This is a genomic window from Roseibium porphyridii (genome assembly GCF_026191725.2).
Classification (GTDB): domain Bacteria; phylum Pseudomonadota; class Alphaproteobacteria; order Rhizobiales; family Stappiaceae; genus Roseibium; species Roseibium porphyridii.
Genome location: NZ_CP120863.1, coordinates 4255364 through 4275847, shown reverse-complemented (window position 1 = coordinate 4275847; position 20484 = coordinate 4255364). Strand labels below are relative to the sequence as shown.

Genomic DNA, 20484 nt, shown 5'->3' with positions numbered 1-20484 from the left:
TTTGAAGAGATGGCGCAACACTGCATCAAGTTTTCATGCGAAAAAATATTCAAATTCGGAATGCTAGTGTGCAAAAATGCACGGCATGGACAACTGGGATGATTTGAAGTTTGTGCTCGCCATTGCGAACGCTGGCAATGTGACCAAGGCGGCAAGGGCGCTCGGGGTAACTCACTCCACTGTGTCTCGCAGATTGTCGGCACTGGAAGACCGCCTCGGGACGAGACTGTTCGACCGCCTGCCGGATGGGTTCAAGCCAACCGTTGCCGGCGAAGAAGCTGTTTCGGCAGCACGGCGCGTTGAAACGGAAGTGTTTGCGCTCGACACTAGGATCACCGCACAGGACACGGATCTTGAAGGCCCCCTTCGTGTCACTGCGGCACAGTTGCTTTTTCAGGTTCAAGTCGCAGAGATCATGCAGAAGTTCTCAGAGCGGCATCCGCGCATTGAACTTGAGATGATTGCGGCCAACGAAAAGCTCAGCCTGCATCGGCGCGAAGCAGATGTCGCAATCCGCGTGACCAACAATCCTGATGAAAATCTGTTCGGCAGGCAGGCGACGGGTCAAAACCGAACGTTCTATATGTCGAAGGAATTTGCGCGCCGCAATCGTGAGGCCATGGATGTTAGTCATGACAATGCGGACTTGCCATGTGTTGTCTTCAAATGGTGGGGGCGCAACGTTCCAAAAGAGATCCGGGCGCGCTATCCCAAAGCCTATGTCAGTCTGGTGTCGGACGACATGATCGCCATGCTGGCAGCCATTAAAGCTGGAATGGGCATTGGTCGGTTGCCTTGCTTCTTGGGCGATCCCGATCCTGAGTTGGTCAGGGTGCCAGGCATGGAGCCGAGCCGGTATCTCGATATTTGGGTCCTGACTCATCCCGATCTTAAAAACGTCACCAGGATACGGACCTTTCTGCGGTTCGCAGCCGATTCATTCAAGGCGAGTAGCGATCTTTACCTCGGGCGAACCTGACGGGTCAGATCCAGCGCGGAACCCGAGCTTTGTAGGAAAGGTAGTCCTTTCCGAACTTGCTCTTGAGGTGATCTTCCTCCGGCTTGATTTGAAACTCCGTCAGATACCAAATGAAGAGAGGGACGACAGCAGCAACGGTCAACGTTCCGTAGTAGGCCGCCAGCGACAAAAGAAGCAGAACATCAGCAACATACATCGGGTTTCGGCTGAACCGATAGAGCCCGTTCGTCACAAGGACATTGACTTTGTCCGGTGTTGTTGGATTGAAGGTTGTCTTTGCCATTATGAATCGAAAAAGCGCGTGACATCCGATTGCAAGACCGGATGCCAGCAGCACGATCGCGAGCGATATCTGACCAGGAAACGACAGGCTAAAGCTCGGTAGCTGACGATCGCCCAAATAAAGCAGGCCGAGGCCAATCAACACGACGACGGGTGGTGGCACCTTCAGATGCATGATGCCGTCAGCGATCAAGTTCGATCGGTTGGCCATGAGGCGTCGCCCGTGCCGCTTGGTTCCAGGCTTCCCTTAGTTGGGAAAGCTGGTCCGCTGCCGCGACGCCTTTTTGGGCCAACAGTTTTTCAAATGCATTCAGCCAATGATCGTAGTACCCCTTTGTATCGCCTGAGCCGTCACCATCACCAGCAAGTTCAGCGCCAAGTGTGTCTGCCCATTCGCTCCACGAAAAGACGCCTGCTTCGTGGGCCTGGAGCGTCATGGCAAAGACACGCGCTTCCCAGGGAGCTGAAAAGACCGGCCCCCCATCTTCGTCAAGAGGAAGGTGCGGTGCTGAGCTCTTCTGATCAGGCCGGGTCAAGGTATGGCTCCCAAAGGTCAATACGAAGCGTCAGCGTTGGATCGCTGTCTTCGCCCCAGATATCCGGTCCGCGAAAGACCACGCCGTAGAGCCAGCAAGGCTGTTCACCCTTCCCATGTGCATTTGCATCCGGAAAGACATGAACGCCGTGGATGGCTTCAATTTTTCCAACAACATCTCGCGCGTATCTGGGAAGGCGTGTGTGATGCTCAGGGTGCATTCTTTTGGTTCGCACAGGGTCTCCAACCTTGAACCGGGCGGCTTCCGATTGGGGACGGTCAACCGTTGCGCCTTTCGCCAGTGTGGTTGCAACGTCAGCTGACTTGAGCACTTTTTTGACCGGTTGGGCCGGAGCCTTGGGCTGACCTTCCTTCAACTCGTCCTCTGTTACGAGGCCGTATTTGACGACGAGACGCTCCAGTCCCCTGGCCCAGATTTCGTAGTAGCTGGATGAAAGATAGACATCTGGCGGAAGCGACTCGCGTGAAAAGCGGGAAGCGTCGAGTGTCCATGTTCCGGTAGCGCCCATGGCAAGTGTCACTGCAAAAGCCCGCTTTTCCCAATCGGCATGAAAGTTGGGTTCGTTTTCTTCCAGCTCTATGGGGCCGAATCCCATCTGGCCCCCAAGGTCCTGTGCACCGTTCATGCGCTTTCCTTCGCCTGCTCTGGAGATGCTGCAAGTCCAGTGCCGATCATACTGTCTCGGGTGACAAGCTCCGCCAGTTGTTCTGCACTCCAGCCGTCTGTGCCCTCTGGGCGTTCCGGGACGACGAGATATCGAACTTCAGCCGTTGAATCCCACACCTTTATTTCCTTTGCCGCCGGTAAAGTTATTCCGAATTCCGCCAGCACACCACGCGGATCACGCACCGCGCGGGAGCGATAAGGTGCGGATTTGTACCAGACAGGCGGCAGGCCGAGCACCGTCCACGGATAGCAGGAGCAAAGTGTGCAGACGACCATGTTGTGTGTGCCGGGAGTGTTCTCAACCGCCACCATGTGTTCACCTTGTCGGCCTGTGAAGCCGAGTTCTGCGATCGCTGACGTGGCATCCTCCAGCAATCGGTTTCGATAGTCCGGATCGGTCCAGACTTTTGCAACCACTTGCGCCCCGTTCTTGGGGCCGATCTTGGTTTCATAAGTCTCGATCAGCTCATCCAGGGCAGGGGGGTCGACATAACCTTTTTCCGTCAAGAGCGTTTCCAGCGCTCGAACGCGGAGTTCGATGTCGCTCAATTCTGAATGGTCGTGATCATGGTCGTGACCGGACATGGATGTCTCCTGATTTGTGCCGGCCTCATTTGAGGTCGGACCACACTGGCTGTCAATCTTGGACCGAACTCAGCACCGGTTGCTGCAAGGATCGACGGTGTCAAACCGCCGCCGGGGCAGGGGCAGCGTGTAGAGCGCATTTTGAAAAATCTGTAAGTCATTGAAAGTGTGAGAAAATGCCCAGATCTCACTGGCTCTAAGCTCACTGTTGCAAACTCCCTTGGGGGAATCTTTGCCAAGCCATTTTGATTATTTCTCTTCAGGCGGCAAAATGGCATGCATTCGACGAAGCCTTGGAGACGTTTCTTGAAAATCGGGCTGGGCGGTGGGTGCCACTGGTGCACCGAAGCCGTCTTTCAGGCAATTGCTGGCATATCGAAGGTGGAGCAGGGATTTATCCGCTCTGATCCTCCCGAAGATGCTTGGTCGGAAGCGGTTATCGTGACCTTCGATCCAGAAGTGCTGCCTATGGACGTCTTGATCGAAATCCATCTGCGCACACATTCAAGCACTTCCCGCCACAAGATGCGGGGCAAATATCGCAGCGCTGTCTACGTGTATGATGCCGGAACAGGTGTGAAGGTCGGTCGCATCCTACGTAAACTTCAACGTGAATTCGATGAACCCTTGATTACCAACGTCATGACCCTCGCCGGTTTCAAGGCGTCAGACGAACGTTTTCTGGGCTACTACGAAAAGGGTCCCGAGCGTCCTTTCTGCAAGACCTATATAGATCCGAAACTCGCGTTCCTTAGACGGGAGTTTTCGAAGGTACTGAAGGAAGATCACGTCGAAGCTGCCCAATAGGTGCTCCACCCCTTGTTGCCTTGAGCCTTAGCCAAACAAGGTTTCAACGCGCGGCCATTCCGCACCCTCATGGTGGGCAGAAATAGCCAGAAACTCTTCCAGAAACTCAAAGCACTCTTCATCATGCGCCAAATGATGTGTCAGGAGGCCGACAGGTTCGCTGCCTGTGTTGCGGCGGCGCGTGAGCTGCAGATCAAAGCGTAACCGAGCACTTTCCCAGCCAATGAAACGAACCCGTTTTTTCCACTTTATGATGTCGACATGGGACTGGACTTGATGGTCGCGAGGGAAATTGTGCCATGTGAAAGTGGAAAGACCTGGAAGTCCCACGCCCGGCAATCTGCGTGAAATCTCAGGTGCAATCCGGTTCCAAGGCGGCACCATGGCCTTGATGAATTTGGCCGCAAACAACTTTTCAAGCCGTAATTTACCGTCGGTAAGCTGGGCTATCAGTTCATCCGGGTCGCGCCGGGTGCCAAGCTCAGCCGCTTTTTCGCGCAGATCCTTGCGTTGAAAGTTCTTGTGCTGCCAACCATGTTGCAGCACCCATGCATGAGGCTCGTCTTGAAGTCGGGCTGCAAGGTTTTCTGTCGCATTCTTCGGAATAACAGCGAGTGCCATATCGACCCCGTGTCGATTGCAAAAAGCCAACATGCGGTCAAGCGCTGGTGTTGGTTCCACCGCGTCGTCATCCCGCCACCAGAAGCTCACTTTGCGCCCGCGTTCTGCAAACCAGTCGAGATGTGCTGTCAGTTCGTCTTTGAAACGTTGCAGATCCGTTGTCATGCGGCGCACTCTTTAAGGTCGTTGAGGAGAATTTCAGCGCTCTTTGCTGCGCCGCCAAGCAAAACAGCATGATGACTGCGGGGAAGGGCCAGAGCGTCGTCTGCAGCTGCAGCAAGCCGTTCGGGTGTCAAACCCATTTCGGGCGTAACAATTGCCCTGCCATGGCGTGCCAATGCTTCCGCACGTTGCGTTTGCTCCGTTTCGTTTTTCTGTGCAAACGGAGCAAAGACAGCAGCGACACCGGCAGTCAGCACGTCGAGTACTGTGTTGTAACCAGCCTGGCTGATGGAGAGCCGAGCACGTTTCAATAGGTCAGGAAAATCCCTGCGAGCGCGTTCGACGCTAACACCGGTTGATGCGCGTTTCTGATAGGCGTGAAAGCTGTCTTCCGGCACGTCGTGTCCAACAAGGACCCGCCAGCGAGTGTCTCCCGCACGTCGCGACAAGGGGCGGGCATCCAGGGCTGCCGTCAGGAGACTTGCTGCGACTGCGCCGCCACCGCACGAAACGATCACTTCGTCATTGCCATCAGACCCGTCGGCAGCTCGGCCGGCATGTCCTTCGACATAACCGGTATAGCGGATCAGATGTTCGATCCGGTCTGCAAATGGGAAGCTGTCGGAAAGTTGGATGAAATCCGGGTCGGAATGGACAAGCACTCGATGATAATGGTTCAGTGCCTGATCAGCCATCCATTCTTCTTTCCAGAGTTCCTTCTTGCGCACCAGAATATCTCGAATGGATGTCGCAACAATTGGCGGATTGGGCCGTGCCTTTGCCGCGTTGAGGAGAGGACTTAGTTCAAAGTCCAGCTGGCGCCGCCCAAAGGGATAGGTCTCCGTCAAGAGCAGGTCGAATTCTTCTTCCTTAAACGCTTGAATCGATGCTTTAACGCGTGCTGTTTTCCATTCATTGTCAATATCTTCATCGTCTAAAGTAACAAGTCGCTTGAACGCAGCGTCAGGGCTTTTGCAGGCGGGGAGTTCGACAATACGAAGCGGCCCGGTGTCCAGGGTTGGGGGAATTTTGTTGCCGCTGGCTAATGTCACCTCAACGCCTGAAGAGGCCAATGCTTTGCCAATTGCGGCTGCCCTGACCACATGGCCGGTACCCAGCAGGTGCTGCACGTGAATGAAGGCCTTGCGGGTCATTTTCCTTGGTCTTTCTGAGGCCGTCTGTGGTTGTCGACAGCCTTGCGGGCAAAAAGGTCCAGCCGAGCAGCCCCGGCTTCGAGCGAATGGTTGGCGGATATATATGCGCTGGCTGCAATGCCCAATCGATCGGCAATGCCTGGGTTCCTGATGACGTTTTCCAGATTTGCGGCAAAGGCTTCAACATCGCCTTCTTGCGAAAGCAATCCGGTTTCTCCCTGCCGGACAATATCAGGAACTCCGAAAGTGTTACCTGCGACAACCCCGGTGCCAGCCGCTTGAGCTTCCATCAGGACCAGACCAAACGCTTCACGAATAGCAGGCCAAACAACGAGATCGTGTTGAGCATATTGCGCTGGCAAGTCTTCTGCCCCAAGAGCGCCGAGAACGGTAATCCTGTCCGCCGGGAAGAGATCAACAACCTTGGAACGGACAGGCCCGTCACCGATCAGGGTCAGATGCCAGGATAGATTCATAAGGCGATCAAGGGCTGCGGCAAGCACCTCATAGGATCGAAACTTGTCGCCTTCTCGCATCATTCCAACGGCAAGAAGTTTGAGGGGCGCAGATGCGGGCGGTTTGGAGCCGGTCACTGCTTGTCGATAAGGTGCTTCATCCAGAAAAGGCAGAAGAACGTCAAGACGGTCCGGAGGGACAACCTCGTGCAAGCACTCTGCATCTGCGTTGTGAATTGCGGCAACGGCGTCAGCCCGTTGCAGAGCCATATCAGCTGCAGCAAAGCCGAATGCCCAGTTGCCCGTTTTGCGTTTCGGCGCGCGGCTTGCTTCGATGATCGCGTAAGGCAGATCAAATCGATCCGCCAAAGCGGGCCCAATCCAGTCGGGTGCCTTGTGATAAAGATGATATGTCAGGAACAGGTCGGGCTTTTTCCTGTCACGTTTCCAGTCGTTGGCGATGCGGCTGACTTCCTTGAGAGCTTCGGCTTTCACCTTGGACTGGAGTTCGTCGCTGCCATCCTTGCGCCAGGACCGGAACGTGCTGGCTACCTCAACCTCATGCCCCGCTGACTTGAGGGCCTTTACAATCAGGCGACCCATCGTCCTGTCGCCAGAAGGGACAGGATGATCAAGGGGTTTCATCGGGGCTGTGAAGGCGATTCTCATAGGAAGTCCTGCTGGCGGATCAAAGCACCTTACGAAACTTCTCTGCCAACCGGTCAAGGCCGGGATCAGTTGAAAACTCCTTGCGTACACGGTTTGCGGCAGCAAGCCCTAGCATGCGCCTGCGATCGGGATCTGCAATCAACCCGCTCAAGGCATCTGAAAGCTCTTCTGGGGAACCGGGTTCCACAAGAACCCCGGTCTCACCACTGACGATCAACTCCGGTATCGCCGACACACGTGTGGAAAGGCAACAAAGCCCCATGGATTGAGCTTCCATCAAGACATTCGGCAATCCGTCCCGGTCGCCTGACTTTGCAAGTTTCGACGGCAAGACGAACAGGTCAGCGTCTGCACAGGTCGCGATGACCTCTTCCCTTGGCTGCGCTCCGCGCCAGGTGATACGCTGTGCAACGCCAAGACGCTCAGCTTCTTGCTTCAGCACCTCTGAGAGGTCGCCACCACCAATATGCGTGAAGCGCCAGTTCAAGTCGTTGGGCAGCATTGAAAGGGCGCTCAGGAGATCGTCGTACCCCTTCTTTTCAACCGCACGTCCAACGGATACGAGCCGAACCGGCTCTTCGCTGCCATCACGCTTTGACATCTCCTTGGAGGGCTCCGGAAAGCCGGAAAAATCAAGTCCGTGATACAGGAGCTCAACCTTGTGAGGTGTATCAGCAAGTCCCTTGAGGAAGGTGGCATTGACGGTGGTGCAGGTCACACCCCAGGCTGCGTCGTTGATCTTGGTTCTCAAATCCCACTTGGGGCTGGTCCAGATATCTTTCGCGTGAGCGGAAAACGACCATTGGCGACCGGACAAGTGCGCTGCATAGCGAGCCGCGGAACAAGGTGTATGCAGATAGTGGGTGTAGATCCAGGTGATGTCTTCCGGCAACTCGTGCGCGAAAACACAGGCCTGTGACCAGCGACGTTGCCGATCCGCATTGGATTGCCGGGCAAAGTCGGCATCAAAGAGCGCTTTGGCCTTTTCGAAAGTGGGTTGCCTTTCAGCCCATTTCTTGGCCCTGGCAACGCGCGCCGGGTCGTCTTTCACATATTCGGGAAGATAGAGAACGTCCGCAGAGATTTGTCGGTGCAGGTCGTGAATGAAGGGGTCATAGGGTTTGCGCAGCGCGACGATCAAGATGCCTATTCCCCGCCGCTCAAGGCCTAGAATCTCTTGTGCAATGAAGGTTTCGGACAGGCGTGGATAGCCTTTGACCACAACGGCAATTCGGGACATTACTACAATCTTTGAAAGGGTTGATCGTTGAGCTGTGAAACGCGAAAGCGATCAGACGATAGCCAGTTTGACTTTGCTATCTGCTGGAAGCTGCTCATCGAAGATTTCGCCGACACGACCGGAAATAACTTCCAGTCCGCCAAGCAGATTGTCTACACTGGCAGCCGAGGGTGGCGCGAGGTTTGGTAGTTCCGACAATGCCGTCGCCATGAGATCGGGATCCGGATAGCAGTCTATCGGCAGGACCTTCAACAGGCCGCTCTTTTCCGCCCGCTCAGCGCGAATAGCCTGTTCGCGGCGCGGAACGACACGCGGCACCATCAAGGTGGGTTTGTCGAAGGACAGTATTTCGCAAAACGTATTGTAGCCCCCCATACCGACAATTGCCGTGGCATTGGCAAGATAGGGTTCGATCTGGGGTGTGAACCGGATTACCTCCACGTCGCGAAGATGTTCTGCCCGTTCGGTAAACTGTGCGGCCGAGGCGGCTGGCATAAAGGGGCCAAGCACAATCAGGGCCGGAAAAAGAGGCCGTTGGCGCGCTTCATAGGCCCGCATGACCCAATCCACCATTTCAACGCCGTCACCGCCGCCGCCAGGTGTTACCAGAATATAAGGTTCTTCGTCGAAAGGTGCTGGCGCCGGGTTTTCCAACGCCGCACTCGGCATTTCTCTGCGCAGGTAACCCGTATATCGGAGTTTTTCCGCTACGCCTTCCGGCAGGTCCATACCCTCAAGCGGGTCGCAGATATCTTCCGGACCATATACCCAGATTTCGTCGTAGAGATCCTTCAAGGCAGGGAACACATTCTTGCGGTCCCATTCTTCTTTCAGGACGGTCGCATCGTCCATAACGTCCCGCAAGCCCAGGACAAGGCGGGTGTTGGTGCCTTTGAGAGCCTCCAATGTGCCAAGCACTTCGCCTCTCAGTCCAAGCGGTTCCTTGTCGACAATGAAAATGTCGGGTTCGAAAATCTCGGCCGTGTGCTCGATGATTGACGAACGGATTGCCAGCGTCTGATCGATGTTGATGTGCAGGGACAAAGGGGTGTATTCGCCGTTGCGCAGCTTGATGACACCGGGAATCCTGACAAAGTCGACCCGGGTCCTGAATTCGAAACTGCCAATGATGGGTGAGCCTGAGAGGATCAGAACGGAAAGAGTGTCAAAGTCCCCAACCAGTGACTGAGCGATTGCACGGCAGCGCCTTAAGTGGCCTAATCCGAACGAATCATGGCTGTAGATCAGTATCTTAGGCGTTCCGGAACTCATACTGCCCCTAAATTTGTAAATCTGCCCCGAGGCACTTATGTCTCAATTGACTGGAGTTTGTCACGTTCCGATCTGCCTTGACAGACATCTTTCGACAGGGAACGGTCAACTGATACTTTCAATACGGTTGTGCCAAATGCTAAACCCGGCTAGCACTTCGAATTCGGATCGTTAATATACCAAATATGATCTGCTTGCACATTTTTGATCCATTTCTGTTTGGATGAGCTGATGGAAAAAAGCCTTTTCCGCTTCATTTGGAAGTATAGTTCGCGCCAGCAGATTTTTATTTTGATGGTCACCGTCCTTACCTACCCGGTGGTCTATTTCCTGCTCGAATTGCCCAAGTTGATTGTCAACGATGCCGTTCAGGGAGACAATTTCCCGCGCGACGTCCTGGGATTTGACTTCGACCAGATCCCGTATCTCGTTCTCCTCTGCCTGACATTTTTGGGGCTCGTTGTGGTCTCCAACGGGCTCAAATTTTATCTGAACGTCTACAAGGGGCGCCTGGGCGAGCGCATGCTGCGCCGTCTTCGTTTCGAACTCTTTCAAAGGGTTCTGAGATTTCGACTGCCGCATTTCCGGAAAGTGAGCTCCGGCGAGATCATTCCCATGATCACGTCCGAAGTGGAGGATGTGGGCGGTTATATCGGTGAAGCCTTCGCTCTGCCCGCCTATCAGGGCGGTATGCTGATCGTTCAGCTGGGCTTCATCTTTATGCAGGATCCACTGCTGGGTCTGGCGGCGATCAGCTCTTATCCGATCCAGGGCTACATCATCCCGATGCTGCAGAAGAAAGTCATTCTGCTGTCTCGCAAACGGGTGAAAAACGTTCGTCTGATCGCGGACAAAGTCGGTGAGAGCATCACCGGGGTCGCAGAGATCCACGCCAATGATGCGGCGGCCTGGCACTCGGCGGACATTTCCGACCGCCTCTATGAGAACTTCAAGATCCGATACGAGATCTTTAACCGGAAGTTCCTCATCAAGTTCCTGAACAACTTCATGAACCAGCTGACGCCGTTCTTCTTCTACCTGATCGGCGGGTATCTGGTTATTCAGGGCAATCTGAGTATCGGTGCGTTGCTGGCCGTGATCGCGGCCTACAAGGATCTGGCAGGACCGTGGAAGCTGTTGCTGTCCTTCTATCAGATGACGGCTGATGTCAGCGTCAAGTATCAGACCGTTGTCGAAAACTTCGACCCGCCGGACATCTACGACACCGAGCGCCTGACCGATGACGACCAGGTTGAACTGTCGGGTGACGTGAAGTTTGAAAGCGTCAGCTTTTCTGGTGGTGCCGCCGGTCAGGAAGTCATGGATATCTCGCTGAAGGTCCCGGCGAACACCACATGCGCGATAGTCGGGCCCGACGGTTCGGGTCGTTCGGAAGTGCTGCAACTCGCTGCCGGTCTGGTGTCGGCGTCCTCGGGCAAGGTCTGTATTGGGGAGCACGACCTCGACAAACTGACCGATTCCACCCTCGGCCGAGAAATCGCTTATGTCGGTGGGGCTGTTCACGTGTGGACCGGCACGATCCGGGACAACCTTTACTATGGCCTGCGTCACCGTCCTCTCGTGCCGCCCGAGCGGGAAGGGGACGACCTCAAGAATTACAAGCGCAGGGTCAATGAAGCCAACCAGACACGCAATCCGGTCTACGACCTTGCTGCAGACTGGGATGACCTGTCGGCAGCGGGTGTTGATGATGAGGAGCAACTCGACGCCAAGGCGCTGCAGTTGCTGGAAGCGGTCAAACTCGACAAGGATATTTATCGGCTCGGCCTTCAGTCGCGCTTCGACCCATCCATGAATGACGCCTTTGCGGACAAGATCCTGAATGTTCGCAAAAACCTGGCTGGCCGCATTGCGAGCGAACCCGCCTTGGGTGGTTTGGTCGAGCTTTGGCACAAGGACCGTTTCAATGCCAGTGCAAGCCTGGCCGACAACCTGTTCTTTGCTGTCCCTTCAGATCCGGACATCACCATGGACGAGGTACCGGACCTTGAAGAGGTGAAAACGTTCCTGTCCGACACCGGGTTTGATGTCAAACTGCAGCAGATCGGTTTGAAGATCGCAGAAACCATGCTGGAACTCTTCTCCAACGTTTCCGGCGACAGCGGGCTTCTGGGGTCCTATTCCTTCATCAATCAGGATGATCTACCCGAGTTTGAACGGATTGTAAGGATTGCGAAGTCAGGGCACCAGCGTCCGGGTCTGACGGAAGCGGACAAGTCACGCCTGACCGGACTGGCGTTCAAGCTCGTCCCCGCCAGGCATCGTCTGGGCGTTATGGACGATAGCTTGAAGGATGAGGTCGTGGCGGCCCGCAAGCGGTTCCTTGAGGGTGTCGTGAAGAACAGCGATGGCTTCGTTGCGTTCGATCCTGACGTTTATCTGCCGCCGCTTACAATTGAGGACAACTTGCTGTTCGGTCGTGCCAGGGTCGACCGCAGGGACGCCCGGCGGCGCATCGACGACGTTATTCGTGCCATTGTGGAAGAGACCGGACTGCGTCATCCGATCATCTTTGCCGGCTTTGGCTACCATGTTGGCGTTTCGGGTTCGCGCTTGTCTGCTGGCCAGCGCAGGCGCATCGCATTGGTAAGAGGTCTACTGAAGAACGCAAAAATCACCATATTGGATGATATTGCTACAGGTATGACAGAAGACGACAAAGAATTGCGTAATGGTTTGCGGGGAATACTAGCCGGGAAAACGTTCTTGTTCGGTACATCGAACATGGATATTGCCGGTGAATTTGATCAGCGCTTCGTTTTGGATCAGGGACGTATTGCAGACAAAGGGTAGGACAATGGCGGAAAACACGGTAAGGCCGCGAAGCAGCGGCCCAAAATGCCGGGGAGGAGAACATGACACTAGAAACTGAAGTCGAAGCCCTTCGTAAGGTTCCGCTATTCCACGGTATTGACGAGACCAAGCTGCGTCTCCTTGCCTTCATCAGCGATCGGACCGAGTATCCTGAAGGAGAGCGTCTTTGTTCCCAGGGTGAAGAAGGTGACTGTGCCTTTATCATCCTGTCCGGCGACGCGAATGTCCTGGTCCAGACACCTGAAGGCGAGAAGAAAGTCGCCCAGGTGTCGGAAAATTCCATTGTCGGTGAAATTGCCATTTTGTGCGACGTTCCCAGAACAGCGACACTTGTCGCTGCCAACAACATGGACGTTCTGACTGTTTCAAAAGATGATTTCTTGAAACTCTTGCAAGAATTTCCGGATATATCGCTGGAAGTGATGCGGACGCTTGCGCTTCGTCTTGAACGCACGACCCGTGACCTTGCGGATGCGCGCAGGGGGTCCTCCGGTGGTTAGGGAGTAACACGTGGCTGAGGAATTTTCGCTTCGATGCTGGGGAGTCAGAGGCTCAACTCCGACGCCGGGTTCGAGCACTCTCCGGTATGGCGGCGAGACGTCGTCGTTCGAAATCCATGCAGGGGACGCACTCGTCCTCGTTGATTGCGGATCAGGCGCACGAAACCTTGGCATGGAGCTTCTAAAAGGTAAGCATCGCCGTTTCGATCTTTTGTTCACGCACACGCATCTCGACCACATATGCGGTCTGCCGTTTTTCAAACCTGCCTACGATCCGAGCTTTGAAGTGACTGCCTGGGCCGGTCATTTTCAGGATGAAACCAGCCTCGTCGACATCGTCAGCAGGATCATGTCGCCGCCGATCTTTCCAGTCGCGGCCAAAACGTTAAAAGCCGTGGAATTCAAATCCTTCACTGCAGGCGACAACATCCCGCGTGAAGACGACCTGGTCATTCGAACCACCAAACTGAACCATCCGGGCGGTGCCTGCGGCTATCGGTTTGACTACCATGGCAAGTCGATCTGCATCATTACGGACCACGAACATGGCGACCCGGAAATCGACGCGGCCTTGCCTGACTTCGTGCGCGGCGCTGACATCATGATCTATGATGCCATGTTTACTGACAGCGAATACGTTTCCTTCAAGGGCTGGGGGCACTCTACGTGGGAAAAGGCCGTTCAGTTGGCCAAGGATGGAGATGTGAAAACACCTGTGCTGTTCCATCACGATCCGCGCCGTTCAGATGATGAGCTCGATGAAATCGGGCTTGCGGCACAAAACAGCTACCCGGGTATGTTGGTTGCAAGTGAAGGCATGGTGTTGCGGCCCTAACGAGCCGCGACGGGGCCAGAAATTAAAGACGGGCCTCTAAATTAAAAAAGGCGGCCCAAACGGCCGCCAAAAAAATAATACACGCTAAACTATTGATCGCCTGCCGACTGCAGGAGTGCGGGAATTCCTTGGTTGCACCCGGAACTCAGACGCTCTCAACTTCCAAACACGTAGAGAACGAATGACCTTTGCGATCAAAAGTTGTTTACAGGGTGTATACATTAAGTGCATGGTCCATTTGGGCTAAACGTGTCGAAATCTTTTTCAGAACGCACGTGAGAAATGCCGAATTGACGTCGCGTATGTGAGAACCTTGGGGGGCAAGGGTGGTCATTTCTGCGGAAAAATTCCTGCATTTGTCCAATCTTGCAGTGGCCGCTGCGATGGATCCGCTTTGCTGGCAACCGTTTCTCGACGAATTGGGAAAGGTGCAGGGTACGCACATCTGCACGCAGTTGATCGGCTTCGATCAGCTCACCAAGGTTGCACCGCTGGCATTTGCCTCTGGCTATGATCCGGGGATCCTTGAATTATACGAAGCGCACTATGCCGATAAGAACCCATATGCGGCTCATTTCACCAAATGCCCGGTTGGAGACACCATCTCCTCTGACGAGATGATTGTCCCTGGCGAACTCAAGAGAACATCCTTTTATGCGGATCTTCTGCTGCCTATGGAAGACATCTGGGGTGGTGGGGGCGCCATGCTGGCCAACGACGCGGATCGCATGTTTCTGATCGGAGGCAACATAAGGGAAAGAGACCGGGCAAAATTTGAAAGCGACTGGCTTCAGCTCTGCAAGGATCTGGCTCCCATCATTCGGCAGTCGCTTGAAATAAATCGCACGATCGCGGGGCTGTCGTTTGAAAAGTGGGCCGCCGAACAACACAGGCTCGGTTCACGGACTGCCATACTGCTTGTTGATGCCGGCAGAAGGATCCACTACGCCAGCAGCGAGGCCCAGGAACTGCTTGCGGAAGGCAGTGTCATCGAGGCAGCATTTGGCGAGCGTATCCGGTTTTGCTCAGATGCCATCCAATTTGAATTCAGTCATATGGCCCAACTTCAAGGCAATGGCCGACGAGCACCATTTGGCAACTGGAATTTCAAGGACCAGAAAGGCCAGGGCTGGACCTGTCACGCGATGTCCGTCCGCCTGGATGAATTGGACAGAACGCCGTTCAGGGCATTTGTTTCCAAGAACAACCCGGCGCTTCTGGTTGCAATCAAACCTGAAGCTGACATGGAAACACTGCAACAACAGGTTCAGGACTGTTTTGATCTCAGTAAGACGGAAGCCACCGCAGCCGTGATGCTGGCAAACGGCCAATCGATCAACCAGATTGCCATGAACCGAAGCGTCAGCGTTCATACCGTGCGCAATCAGATCAAAGCAGCCTTGTCGAAGTCAGGGTGCCATCGACAGAGCGAACTTGTCTGCAAAATCGAGCAGTTGCGCCTGAGTGGCGGTCGGTGACCGGACTACAACTCTTCACTTTGACTCACATTCCCGAAGGTCTTATTGCGCGTCGCAGCATATATGTGGAAACTCCGAGGCCTTGAAATGAAGGGTCAACATGAGCTCACTTTCGGACAAAATGCGATACATATTGCGCGGCGGACCGCCGGAAGCCGGCATTCCTGACCGTGTGCGCGCCGAAATCCGCGCTCGTGAGGCCTCTTCGGAACGTCTGATCAGTTGGGTTCAACTGGCGCTCGTGCTGTTTTTCTCGACGCTTTACATCATTGCGCCACGTGCTGAGGGGTCAGCCGGGTTCAATTTTGTGCCCTTTGCGCTCGGAGCGTATTTCCTCTTCACGATCTTTCGCTTGCTACTGTCCTACCGTTTCGAACTCCCGCAATGGTATCTGCTGATTTCTATCGGCGTCGACATGGCACTGCTGGTCGGGCTCATTTTTTCATTTCACATTCAATATGATCAGCATCCGGCGTTTTATCTCAAGACGCCAACACTCATGTATGTGTTCATATTCATCGGTTTGAGAGCTCTTCGTTTCGACCCGCGGTTTGTATTGACAACGGGTCTTGTCGCTGTCGCCGGCTGGCTTGGCCTGGTGTTTTATGCCGCCTTTGCCGACATGGACTCCATGCGGGTCACCCGAAACTATGTGGAATACCTGACCGGAAATTCGATCCTGGTGGGGGCAGAGCTGGACAAGACCATGGTGATCTTCGCAGTCACCGTGATCCTGTCGGTCGCGCTCTATCGGGGACGCTCAATGCTTTTCGAAGCAACGCGCGATCATGCTGCGGCCATGGACTTACGGCGCTTCTTCGCGCCAGAAGTTGCTGCGTCTATTACCGATGCCAATACCGAACTTCAGGCAGGTGAAGGCAACCTGCGTGAGGCAGCCATCCTTTATGCGGATATTCGCGGGTTTACCTCAGTGTCCTCGTCGCTTCCTCCTGAAGTCGTTCTGAAGGTGCTTGCCGAATATCAGAACCTGGCGGTTGAAGTGATCAATCAGGCCGGTGGTCGGGTCGACAAGTTCCTGGGTGACGGCATTCTGGCGACCTTTGGAGCGGTTCAACCTTCGGAGAGTTTTGCCGCCGATGCACTTGAAGCTGCGACCACGCTCGTGGAAAGCGTCAGGTCGGATCAACAGCGCTTCCGCTTGGCCGGCTGGCCGGGAACTTTGACGATTGGAACGGCGGTTGCTGCAGGACCGGTAACGGTCGGTGTCATCGGCTCAAAGAACCGGCTGGAATTCACCGTTATCGGCGATGCCGTCAACCGTGCTGCAAAAATGGAAGACGCCAACAAGGCGCAATTGACAAAGGCGCTGACGGACAAAAGCACTTGGGAACTGGCGCAAAGCCAGGGGTATCTGGGTCCGGATGTCGAAATCCGTTGTGAAACGGTCGTATCAGGCGTCCTGAAGCCGTTGGATCTCGTTGTCTTGGCGCGGTGAACCAGAGCGCAACTTTACAACCTCCTTCACACTGTTTTCCTCGGAAAGCTTGACCGCAGGGCATTTCTCGGTCACTTTGGCGCGTAAATTGACTATATCGTCAATAGAGAGAATTAAATTCATTGATTTCAATGAATTATGTGTTCAGGGAGAGCGATGTGAAATTGGATTCCTCACTGGCTGCCATTGTTACTGGTGGTGCATCCGGGCTCGGTGCGGCGACGGCGCGCATGCTTGCAGCTGAAGGCGTCAAAGTAACCCTCTTCGATCGCAACTCCGAGCAGGGCGAGGATATGGCCGCGGACGTTGGCGGCTTGTTCGTTAGCGTCGATGTGACGGATCAGGCGAGTGTGGAACAGGGATTTAACACGGCCCGTGCTGCACACGGGCAGGAACGCATACTTGTCAATTGCGCCGGTATTGCCCCTGTTGCCAAGACCACGTCTCGCGGTGAGCCGCACCCCATCGACATGTTTGAAAAGGTGGTGGGCGTCAATCTGATCGGTTCTTTCCGCTGTTTGTCTCTGGCGGCCACCGGGATGGCAGATCTTGAGCCCGTGACACCTGATGGTGGCCGCGGCGTGATTGTTTCTACTGCTTCGGTTGCCGCTTTTGACGGTCAGATAGGTCAGGTTGCCTATGCCGCGTCGAAAGCCGGTGTCGCAGGCATGACGCTCCCTGTGGCGCGCGATCTGTCAAAGTCCGGCATTCGTGTGATGACTATCGCTCCCGGGATATTTGAAACGCCTATGCTCCTCGGTCTATCTCAGGAGGTTCAGGACAGCTTAGGCCAGCAAGTGCCGTTTCCTTCGCGGCTCGGCAAGGCGTCGGAATACGCCCAGCTTGTGAAATCAATCTGCGAGAATGACATGCTCAATGGCGAGACCATTCGTCTGGATGGTGCTATCCGTATGGCGCCGCGTTAGGGTACAGACCTGTCAATCTTTACAATCCTGCCAATGACCTGACCGGTGGAAGCGGGCCATGTTGCAGCTTTCCACTGCAAGATCTTCAGTTGACTTGTTTTTTTTAACACGGCCGGTTCAGTTTCCTTTTTAATGTGACGCAGCGTTGCCGGATTTTTCCCGGCGCCCTGGTACGCACGGGAGAAACCAATGGCCGAAAACGCGCATGAATTAGCGCCCCATCATCTACCTTATTTTATTCCAGCTGCCGACGGTAGCGACCAGATGATGACGAGTGTCCTCATCGGACTGATCGTCATCGTCGTGCTCCTTGGCACGTTTTACCTGTATTTGCATTCATTGCCTGAACGCCTGGCACACAAGCATGGCCGCATTCAATTCGAACTTGTTGCTGTGCTTGGGTTGTTGGCACTGTTCACCCATAACCAGATTTTCTGGGTCGCAGCACTCGTTCTGGCATTCGTGCAACTGCCGGATTTCATGTCACCCTTGGAATCGATAGCCAACTCGATGAGCAAACTCGCAAATCGTTCTGGGGATGATGCCTGTGAGCCCGCGCAGGCGAATGAGGGCTCTCCTGAAGGAGCTGCTGCGTCCGAGGCGCTGCCTTCTCAACCGGCAGAAGATCCCGGATCGGTAGCGGCAACACAAGCAGTTGGTGAAGCTCCGGTGGTTCAGGCTGAAAAGCGGGAGGACACATAATGTTCGAGACGCTTTTCAGTGCAATGATCACAATTCTTCCTGACTATTTGTTTCGCAGATACGTACAGGGCAAACGAATTGGTCACGAAATCACACTCTATTCGGTCTGGTATGAGCTTAGGTTCGGCATTGTGACGTGCCTGATGCTCACAATCACATTGATCACCCTGATTTTTTATTATCACCCAACGGCAACAAGCGCGGTGTCCACATTCCGCACAATTCCCATCCTCCCGGAAGCATCCGGTAGGGTGGAAGAGATATTCGTTCCCAACGAACTTGAGACAGAGATCAAGGCGGGAGCGCCAATCTTCAAGTTGGACAGCAGTCGGCAGGAAGCTGATGTCGTAACCGCGAAGCAGCAGGTTGAGGAAATCAAGGGTGAAATTGCACTCGCAGAGGGCGAACTTGCGGTCGCGTCTGCACAGGTTGACCAGGCTGAAGCTTCATTGAAACAGGCTCAGGACGAACTTGATACACGGCAGGAATTGTTTGAACGCAATGCGAATGTCGTCAGTGAGCGCGACCTGGAAAAGCTTCAAAACACGGTCGATTCCCGCACGGGAGCACTCGAGGCTGCGAAAGCAAACAAGGACCTGGTTGAAACCAAGATCAACGTTGCGTTGCCCACAAAGCTGTCCAGTGCAGAGGCAAAGCTTGAAGAAGCCGAAGTCGAATTGGGGAAGATGACCGTATATGCCGGCGTCGACGGCATGGTCACGCAATTCGTGCTGCGTCCCGGCGAGATCGTCAACCCGTTGATGCGCCCGGCAGGGATACTCATTCCTCATGATTCAGTGCAGGAACGGATTGTGGCCGGTTTCGGACAGGTCGAGGCGCAGGTGATCAAACGGGGAATGATTGCAGAAGCGTTTTGTCCTGCCGTTCCATTCACCATCATCCCGCTGGTCGTGGCCGATGTTCAGTCTGAAATTGCCGCTGGTCAGGTCAGCACTGGGAGCCAGCTTGTGGATGCGACCAAGGCGTCGGAAACATCGACTGTAACTGCGATCCTGGAGCCTTTGTATGAAGGCGGGCTCGACAAGCTGCCACCGGGTGCGAGTTGTGAGGTGAACGCCTATACCAGCAATCACGACAGGTTGTTGGAAGACAAGGACTTGACGACAGCGCAGTATGTTTTCCTGCATGTGATCGACACTGTTGGCCTGGTGCATGCAATTATTTTGCGCAGTCAGGCCATTCAGTACCCGATCAGAACACTTGTGCTGTCTGGGCACTGAGTTGCCGGTCCGGATCGGGCGGCTTTTTCCGCCCGATCCCGGTCCTGGGTGTCAGCTTGAATAGCTGACGACTTCAATTTCAATGCCGTCATCATCGTCGAAATAGAATCGGCGACCCGGTTCATAGTCACCGTGATTGTGGGTCTTGTAACCACCGGCCTTTATGCGCTCTTCCGTGGCGTCCAGATCGTCCACCACAACGGCAATGTGGTTGAGGCCACCGTGGCGGGAATAGCTGCTTTCCTTCACCGCTTCCGTTTTGTGCGCAGGTGTATAGGCCGCCACATAACTGGTTTCGTTGCCGATGTGATACGTGGTGCCACCGTCCTTAGCTGCACCTTTCCAGCGAACTTTCCATCCGAACCACGTTTCCAGCCGCTTTGCGGTCGCTTCCGGGTCGCTGACGGTGACGTTCACATGTTCCAAAAAGGGGGCGCTCATCTGGTGTCCTTTCTCAGATTGACTTGATCGGGACACTGGAGATAATTCCTCAAGTTAAGTTGAGGTCAAGAGGGAAAAGGGAAAAAATTGAATAGGGTTATGCGAGGGAGTGATCTTCTCAGTATTGGTGAACTGGCGAGCAGAACCGGTCTTTCAGTGTCGGCGATCCGTTTTTACGAGGAAAAGGGTCTGGTGCATCCCGTGAGAAACGAAGGCGGTCAAAGGCGATTCCTGCGCGCGGATATCCGAAGACTGTCTTTTGTTCTGGTTGCACAGGAATTCGGGTTTTCAATTGGAGAAATCGCCGGACAGCTGAAACAGCTACCAGAGGGTAGAGCGCCAACAAAGGCAGACTGGACCCGCATCGGAAGGGACTTTCGCCGGCATCTGGATGATCGGATTGAGCGCATGACGACATTAAGGGACAAGTTAGATGCGTGTATCGGATGCGGGTGTCTGTCGATGAAGTCCTGCCAGCTTTATAATGCTGGCGACGCCGCGTCCCGTCATGGCCGGGGTCCACGTTATCTGCTGGGAGACTTGCCGGATCCCGATGTCATTGAAAAAGCCGCCCGTTTGAACAGGCCCCGTCGTTAGAAAAAACAATCTGCTGCATTGCGT

General features: G+C 54.6%; 21 protein-coding genes. 11 read left to right on the top strand and 10 right to left on the bottom strand.

The annotated features are described in order from the left end of the window. The first annotated feature begins 85 nt into the window (after nucleotides 1-85). Nucleotides 86-979, top strand: coding sequence for a LysR family transcriptional regulator (locus tag K1718_RS19810; protein ID WP_152504365.1), 894 nt, complete (start codon nucleotides 86-88; stop codon nucleotides 977-979). Between the two features lie 4 nt (nucleotides 980-983). Here the strand turns inward: K1718_RS19810 and K1718_RS19805 are convergent, their stop codons facing one another. From K1718_RS19805 to nthA, 4 genes are read right to left on the bottom strand one after another with little or no spacing between them, the layout of a single operon-like run. After that, nucleotides 984-1472 carry a methyltransferase family protein gene (locus tag K1718_RS19805; protein WP_265681104.1) on the bottom strand — a complete coding sequence of 163 codons (489 nt, stop codon included), beginning with the start codon at nucleotides 1470-1472 and terminating at the stop codon, nucleotides 984-986. Next, nucleotides 1444-1797 (bottom strand): nitrile hydratase accessory protein, encoded by a 354-nt coding sequence (locus K1718_RS19800; RefSeq protein WP_265681105.1) that lies wholly within the window; start codon nucleotides 1795-1797, stop codon nucleotides 1444-1446. Before K1718_RS19800 ends, K1718_RS19805 begins: the two co-directional genes overlap by 29 nt. Further along, on the bottom strand, nucleotides 1784-2443 hold the full coding sequence (gene nthB, locus K1718_RS19795) for a nitrile hydratase subunit beta (RefSeq protein WP_265681106.1): 660 nt from the start codon (nucleotides 2441-2443) through the stop codon (nucleotides 1784-1786). Before nthB ends, K1718_RS19800 begins: the two co-directional genes overlap by 14 nt. Further along, complete coding sequence (gene nthA, locus K1718_RS19790; protein ID WP_152502598.1) at nucleotides 2440-3069, bottom strand: nitrile hydratase subunit alpha; 630 nt, start codon at nucleotides 3067-3069, stop codon at nucleotides 2440-2442. The genes nthB and nthA overlap by 4 nt, the downstream gene beginning before the upstream one ends. A 306-nt stretch (nucleotides 3070-3375) precedes the next feature. On the opposite strand from nthA, the gene K1718_RS19785 reads away from it, so the two are divergent. Then, on the top strand, nucleotides 3376-3876 hold the full coding sequence (locus tag K1718_RS19785; protein ID WP_265681107.1) for a peptide-methionine (S)-S-oxide reductase: 501 nt from the start codon (nucleotides 3376-3378) through the stop codon (nucleotides 3874-3876). A 27-nt stretch (nucleotides 3877-3903) separates the two neighbouring features. On the opposite strand, the gene K1718_RS19780 is transcribed toward K1718_RS19785, so the two are convergent. Genes K1718_RS19780 through K1718_RS19760 form a run of 5 tightly spaced genes read right to left on the bottom strand, consistent with a single transcriptional unit; the run spans nucleotide 3904 to nucleotide 9449 of the window. After that, nucleotides 3904-4662, bottom strand: coding sequence for a polysaccharide deacetylase family protein (locus tag K1718_RS19780; RefSeq protein WP_265681108.1), 759 nt, complete (start codon nucleotides 4660-4662; stop codon nucleotides 3904-3906). Then, complete coding sequence (locus K1718_RS19775) at nucleotides 4659-5813, bottom strand: glycosyltransferase family protein (protein ID WP_265681109.1); 1155 nt, start codon at nucleotides 5811-5813, stop codon at nucleotides 4659-4661. Before K1718_RS19775 ends, K1718_RS19780 begins: the two co-directional genes overlap by 4 nt. Next, nucleotides 5810-6937, bottom strand: coding sequence for a glycosyltransferase family 4 protein (locus K1718_RS19770; protein WP_265681110.1), 1128 nt, complete (start codon nucleotides 6935-6937; stop codon nucleotides 5810-5812). The genes K1718_RS19775 and K1718_RS19770 overlap by 4 nt, the downstream gene beginning before the upstream one ends. Nucleotides 6938-6956: 19 nt before the next feature. Continuing rightward, nucleotides 6957-8177: a glycosyltransferase family 4 protein gene (locus K1718_RS19765; RefSeq protein WP_265681111.1), complete on the bottom strand. Its 1221-nt coding sequence runs from the start codon at nucleotides 8175-8177 to the stop codon at nucleotides 6957-6959. Between the two features lie 51 nt (nucleotides 8178-8228). Beyond that, entirely contained in the window at nucleotides 8229-9449 is a 1221-nt protein-coding gene (locus tag K1718_RS19760; RefSeq protein ID WP_152502592.1) for a glycosyltransferase family protein, read from the bottom strand. A 231-nt stretch (nucleotides 9450-9680) separates the two neighbouring features. Between K1718_RS19760 and K1718_RS19755 the strand changes: the two genes are divergently transcribed. From K1718_RS19755 to K1718_RS19720, 8 genes are all read left to right on the top strand, one after another. Further along, nucleotides 9681-12263 carry an ATP-binding cassette domain-containing protein gene (locus K1718_RS19755; RefSeq protein WP_265681112.1) on the top strand — a complete coding sequence of 861 codons (2583 nt, stop codon included), beginning with the start codon at nucleotides 9681-9683 and terminating at the stop codon, nucleotides 12261-12263. A 62-nt stretch (nucleotides 12264-12325) separates the two neighbouring features. Continuing rightward, nucleotides 12326-12784: a cyclic nucleotide-binding domain-containing protein gene (locus tag K1718_RS19750; RefSeq protein ID WP_152502590.1), complete on the top strand. Its 459-nt coding sequence runs from the start codon at nucleotides 12326-12328 to the stop codon at nucleotides 12782-12784. A gap of 10 nt (nucleotides 12785-12794) precedes the next feature. Beyond that, nucleotides 12795-13619: an MBL fold metallo-hydrolase gene (locus tag K1718_RS19745; RefSeq protein ID WP_152502589.1), complete on the top strand. Its 825-nt coding sequence runs from the start codon at nucleotides 12795-12797 to the stop codon at nucleotides 13617-13619. A gap of 326 nt (nucleotides 13620-13945) precedes the next feature. Then, complete coding sequence (locus K1718_RS19740; RefSeq protein WP_265681113.1) at nucleotides 13946-15097, top strand: helix-turn-helix transcriptional regulator; 1152 nt, start codon at nucleotides 13946-13948, stop codon at nucleotides 15095-15097. 100 nt (nucleotides 15098-15197) lie between these two features. Continuing rightward, complete coding sequence (locus tag K1718_RS19735) at nucleotides 15198-16553, top strand: adenylate/guanylate cyclase domain-containing protein (RefSeq protein ID WP_265681114.1); 1356 nt, start codon at nucleotides 15198-15200, stop codon at nucleotides 16551-16553. 158 nt (nucleotides 16554-16711) lie between these two features. Then, nucleotides 16712-17479 (top strand): SDR family NAD(P)-dependent oxidoreductase, encoded by a 768-nt coding sequence (locus K1718_RS19730; protein WP_152502586.1) that lies wholly within the window; start codon nucleotides 16712-16714, stop codon nucleotides 17477-17479. A gap of 189 nt (nucleotides 17480-17668) precedes the next feature. Beyond that, on the top strand, nucleotides 17669-18181 hold the full coding sequence (locus tag K1718_RS19725; RefSeq protein ID WP_265681115.1) for a hypothetical protein: 513 nt from the start codon (nucleotides 17669-17671) through the stop codon (nucleotides 18179-18181). Further along, the gene (locus K1718_RS19720; protein ID WP_265681116.1) at nucleotides 18181-19422 is read left to right on the top strand and encodes an HlyD family secretion protein; all 1242 of its coding nucleotides are present in this window, start codon (nucleotides 18181-18183) and stop codon (nucleotides 19420-19422) included. The genes K1718_RS19725 and K1718_RS19720 overlap by 1 nt, the downstream gene beginning before the upstream one ends. Before the next feature lie 51 nt (nucleotides 19423-19473). On the opposite strand, the gene K1718_RS19715 is transcribed toward K1718_RS19720, so the two are convergent. Beyond that, on the bottom strand, nucleotides 19474-19863 hold the full coding sequence (locus K1718_RS19715) for a VOC family protein (protein WP_152502583.1): 390 nt from the start codon (nucleotides 19861-19863) through the stop codon (nucleotides 19474-19476). A gap of 99 nt (nucleotides 19864-19962) precedes the next feature. Between K1718_RS19715 and soxR the strand changes: the two genes are divergently transcribed. Then, a complete protein-coding gene (soxR, locus tag K1718_RS19710) occupies nucleotides 19963-20460 on the top strand; it encodes a redox-sensitive transcriptional activator SoxR (protein WP_152502582.1) in 498 nt (165 codons plus the stop codon). The last annotated feature ends 24 nt before the right edge of the window (nucleotides 20461-20484 follow it).

Bases quoted from the DNA above. Each gene is read 5' to 3' on its own strand.
- K1718_RS19805 (WP_265681104.1), bottom strand. From the start codon at position 1,472: ATGGCCAACCGATCGAACTTGATCGCTGACGGCATCATGCATCTGAAG.
- K1718_RS19770 (WP_265681110.1), bottom strand. From the start codon at position 6,937: ATGAGAATCGCCTTCACAGCCCCGATGAAACCCCTTGATCATCCTGTC.
- K1718_RS19765 (WP_265681111.1), bottom strand. From the start codon at position 8,177: ATGTCCCGAATTGCCGTTGTGGTCAAAGGCTATCCACGCCTGTCCGAA.
- soxR (WP_152502582.1), top strand. From the start codon at position 19,963: ATGCGAGGGAGTGATCTTCTCAGTATTGGTGAACTGGCGAGCAGAACC.
- K1718_RS19725 (WP_265681115.1), top strand. From the start codon at position 17,669: ATGGCCGAAAACGCGCATGAATTAGCGCCCCATCATCTACCTTATTTT.
- K1718_RS19715 (WP_152502583.1), bottom strand. From the start codon at position 19,863: ATGAGCGCCCCCTTTTTGGAACATGTGAACGTCACCGTCAGCGACCCG.
- K1718_RS19750 (WP_152502590.1), top strand. From the start codon at position 12,326: ATGACACTAGAAACTGAAGTCGAAGCCCTTCGTAAGGTTCCGCTATTC.
- K1718_RS19810 (WP_152504365.1), top strand. From the start codon at position 86: ATGGACAACTGGGATGATTTGAAGTTTGTGCTCGCCATTGCGAACGCT.
- K1718_RS19720 (WP_265681116.1), top strand. From the start codon at position 18,181: ATGTTCGAGACGCTTTTCAGTGCAATGATCACAATTCTTCCTGACTAT.
- K1718_RS19780 (WP_265681108.1), bottom strand. From the start codon at position 4,662: ATGACAACGGATCTGCAACGTTTCAAAGACGAACTGACAGCACATCTC.
- K1718_RS19760 (WP_152502592.1), bottom strand. From the start codon at position 9,449: ATGAGTTCCGGAACGCCTAAGATACTGATCTACAGCCATGATTCGTTC.
- nthA (WP_152502598.1), bottom strand. From the start codon at position 3,069: ATGTCCGGTCACGACCATGATCACGACCATTCAGAATTGAGCGACATC.
- K1718_RS19735 (WP_265681114.1), top strand. From the start codon at position 15,198: ATGAGCTCACTTTCGGACAAAATGCGATACATATTGCGCGGCGGACCG.
- nthB (WP_265681106.1), bottom strand. From the start codon at position 2,443: ATGAACGGTGCACAGGACCTTGGGGGCCAGATGGGATTCGGCCCCATA.
- K1718_RS19755 (WP_265681112.1), top strand. From the start codon at position 9,681: ATGGAAAAAAGCCTTTTCCGCTTCATTTGGAAGTATAGTTCGCGCCAG.
- K1718_RS19775 (WP_265681109.1), bottom strand. From the start codon at position 5,813: ATGACCCGCAAGGCCTTCATTCACGTGCAGCACCTGCTGGGTACCGGC.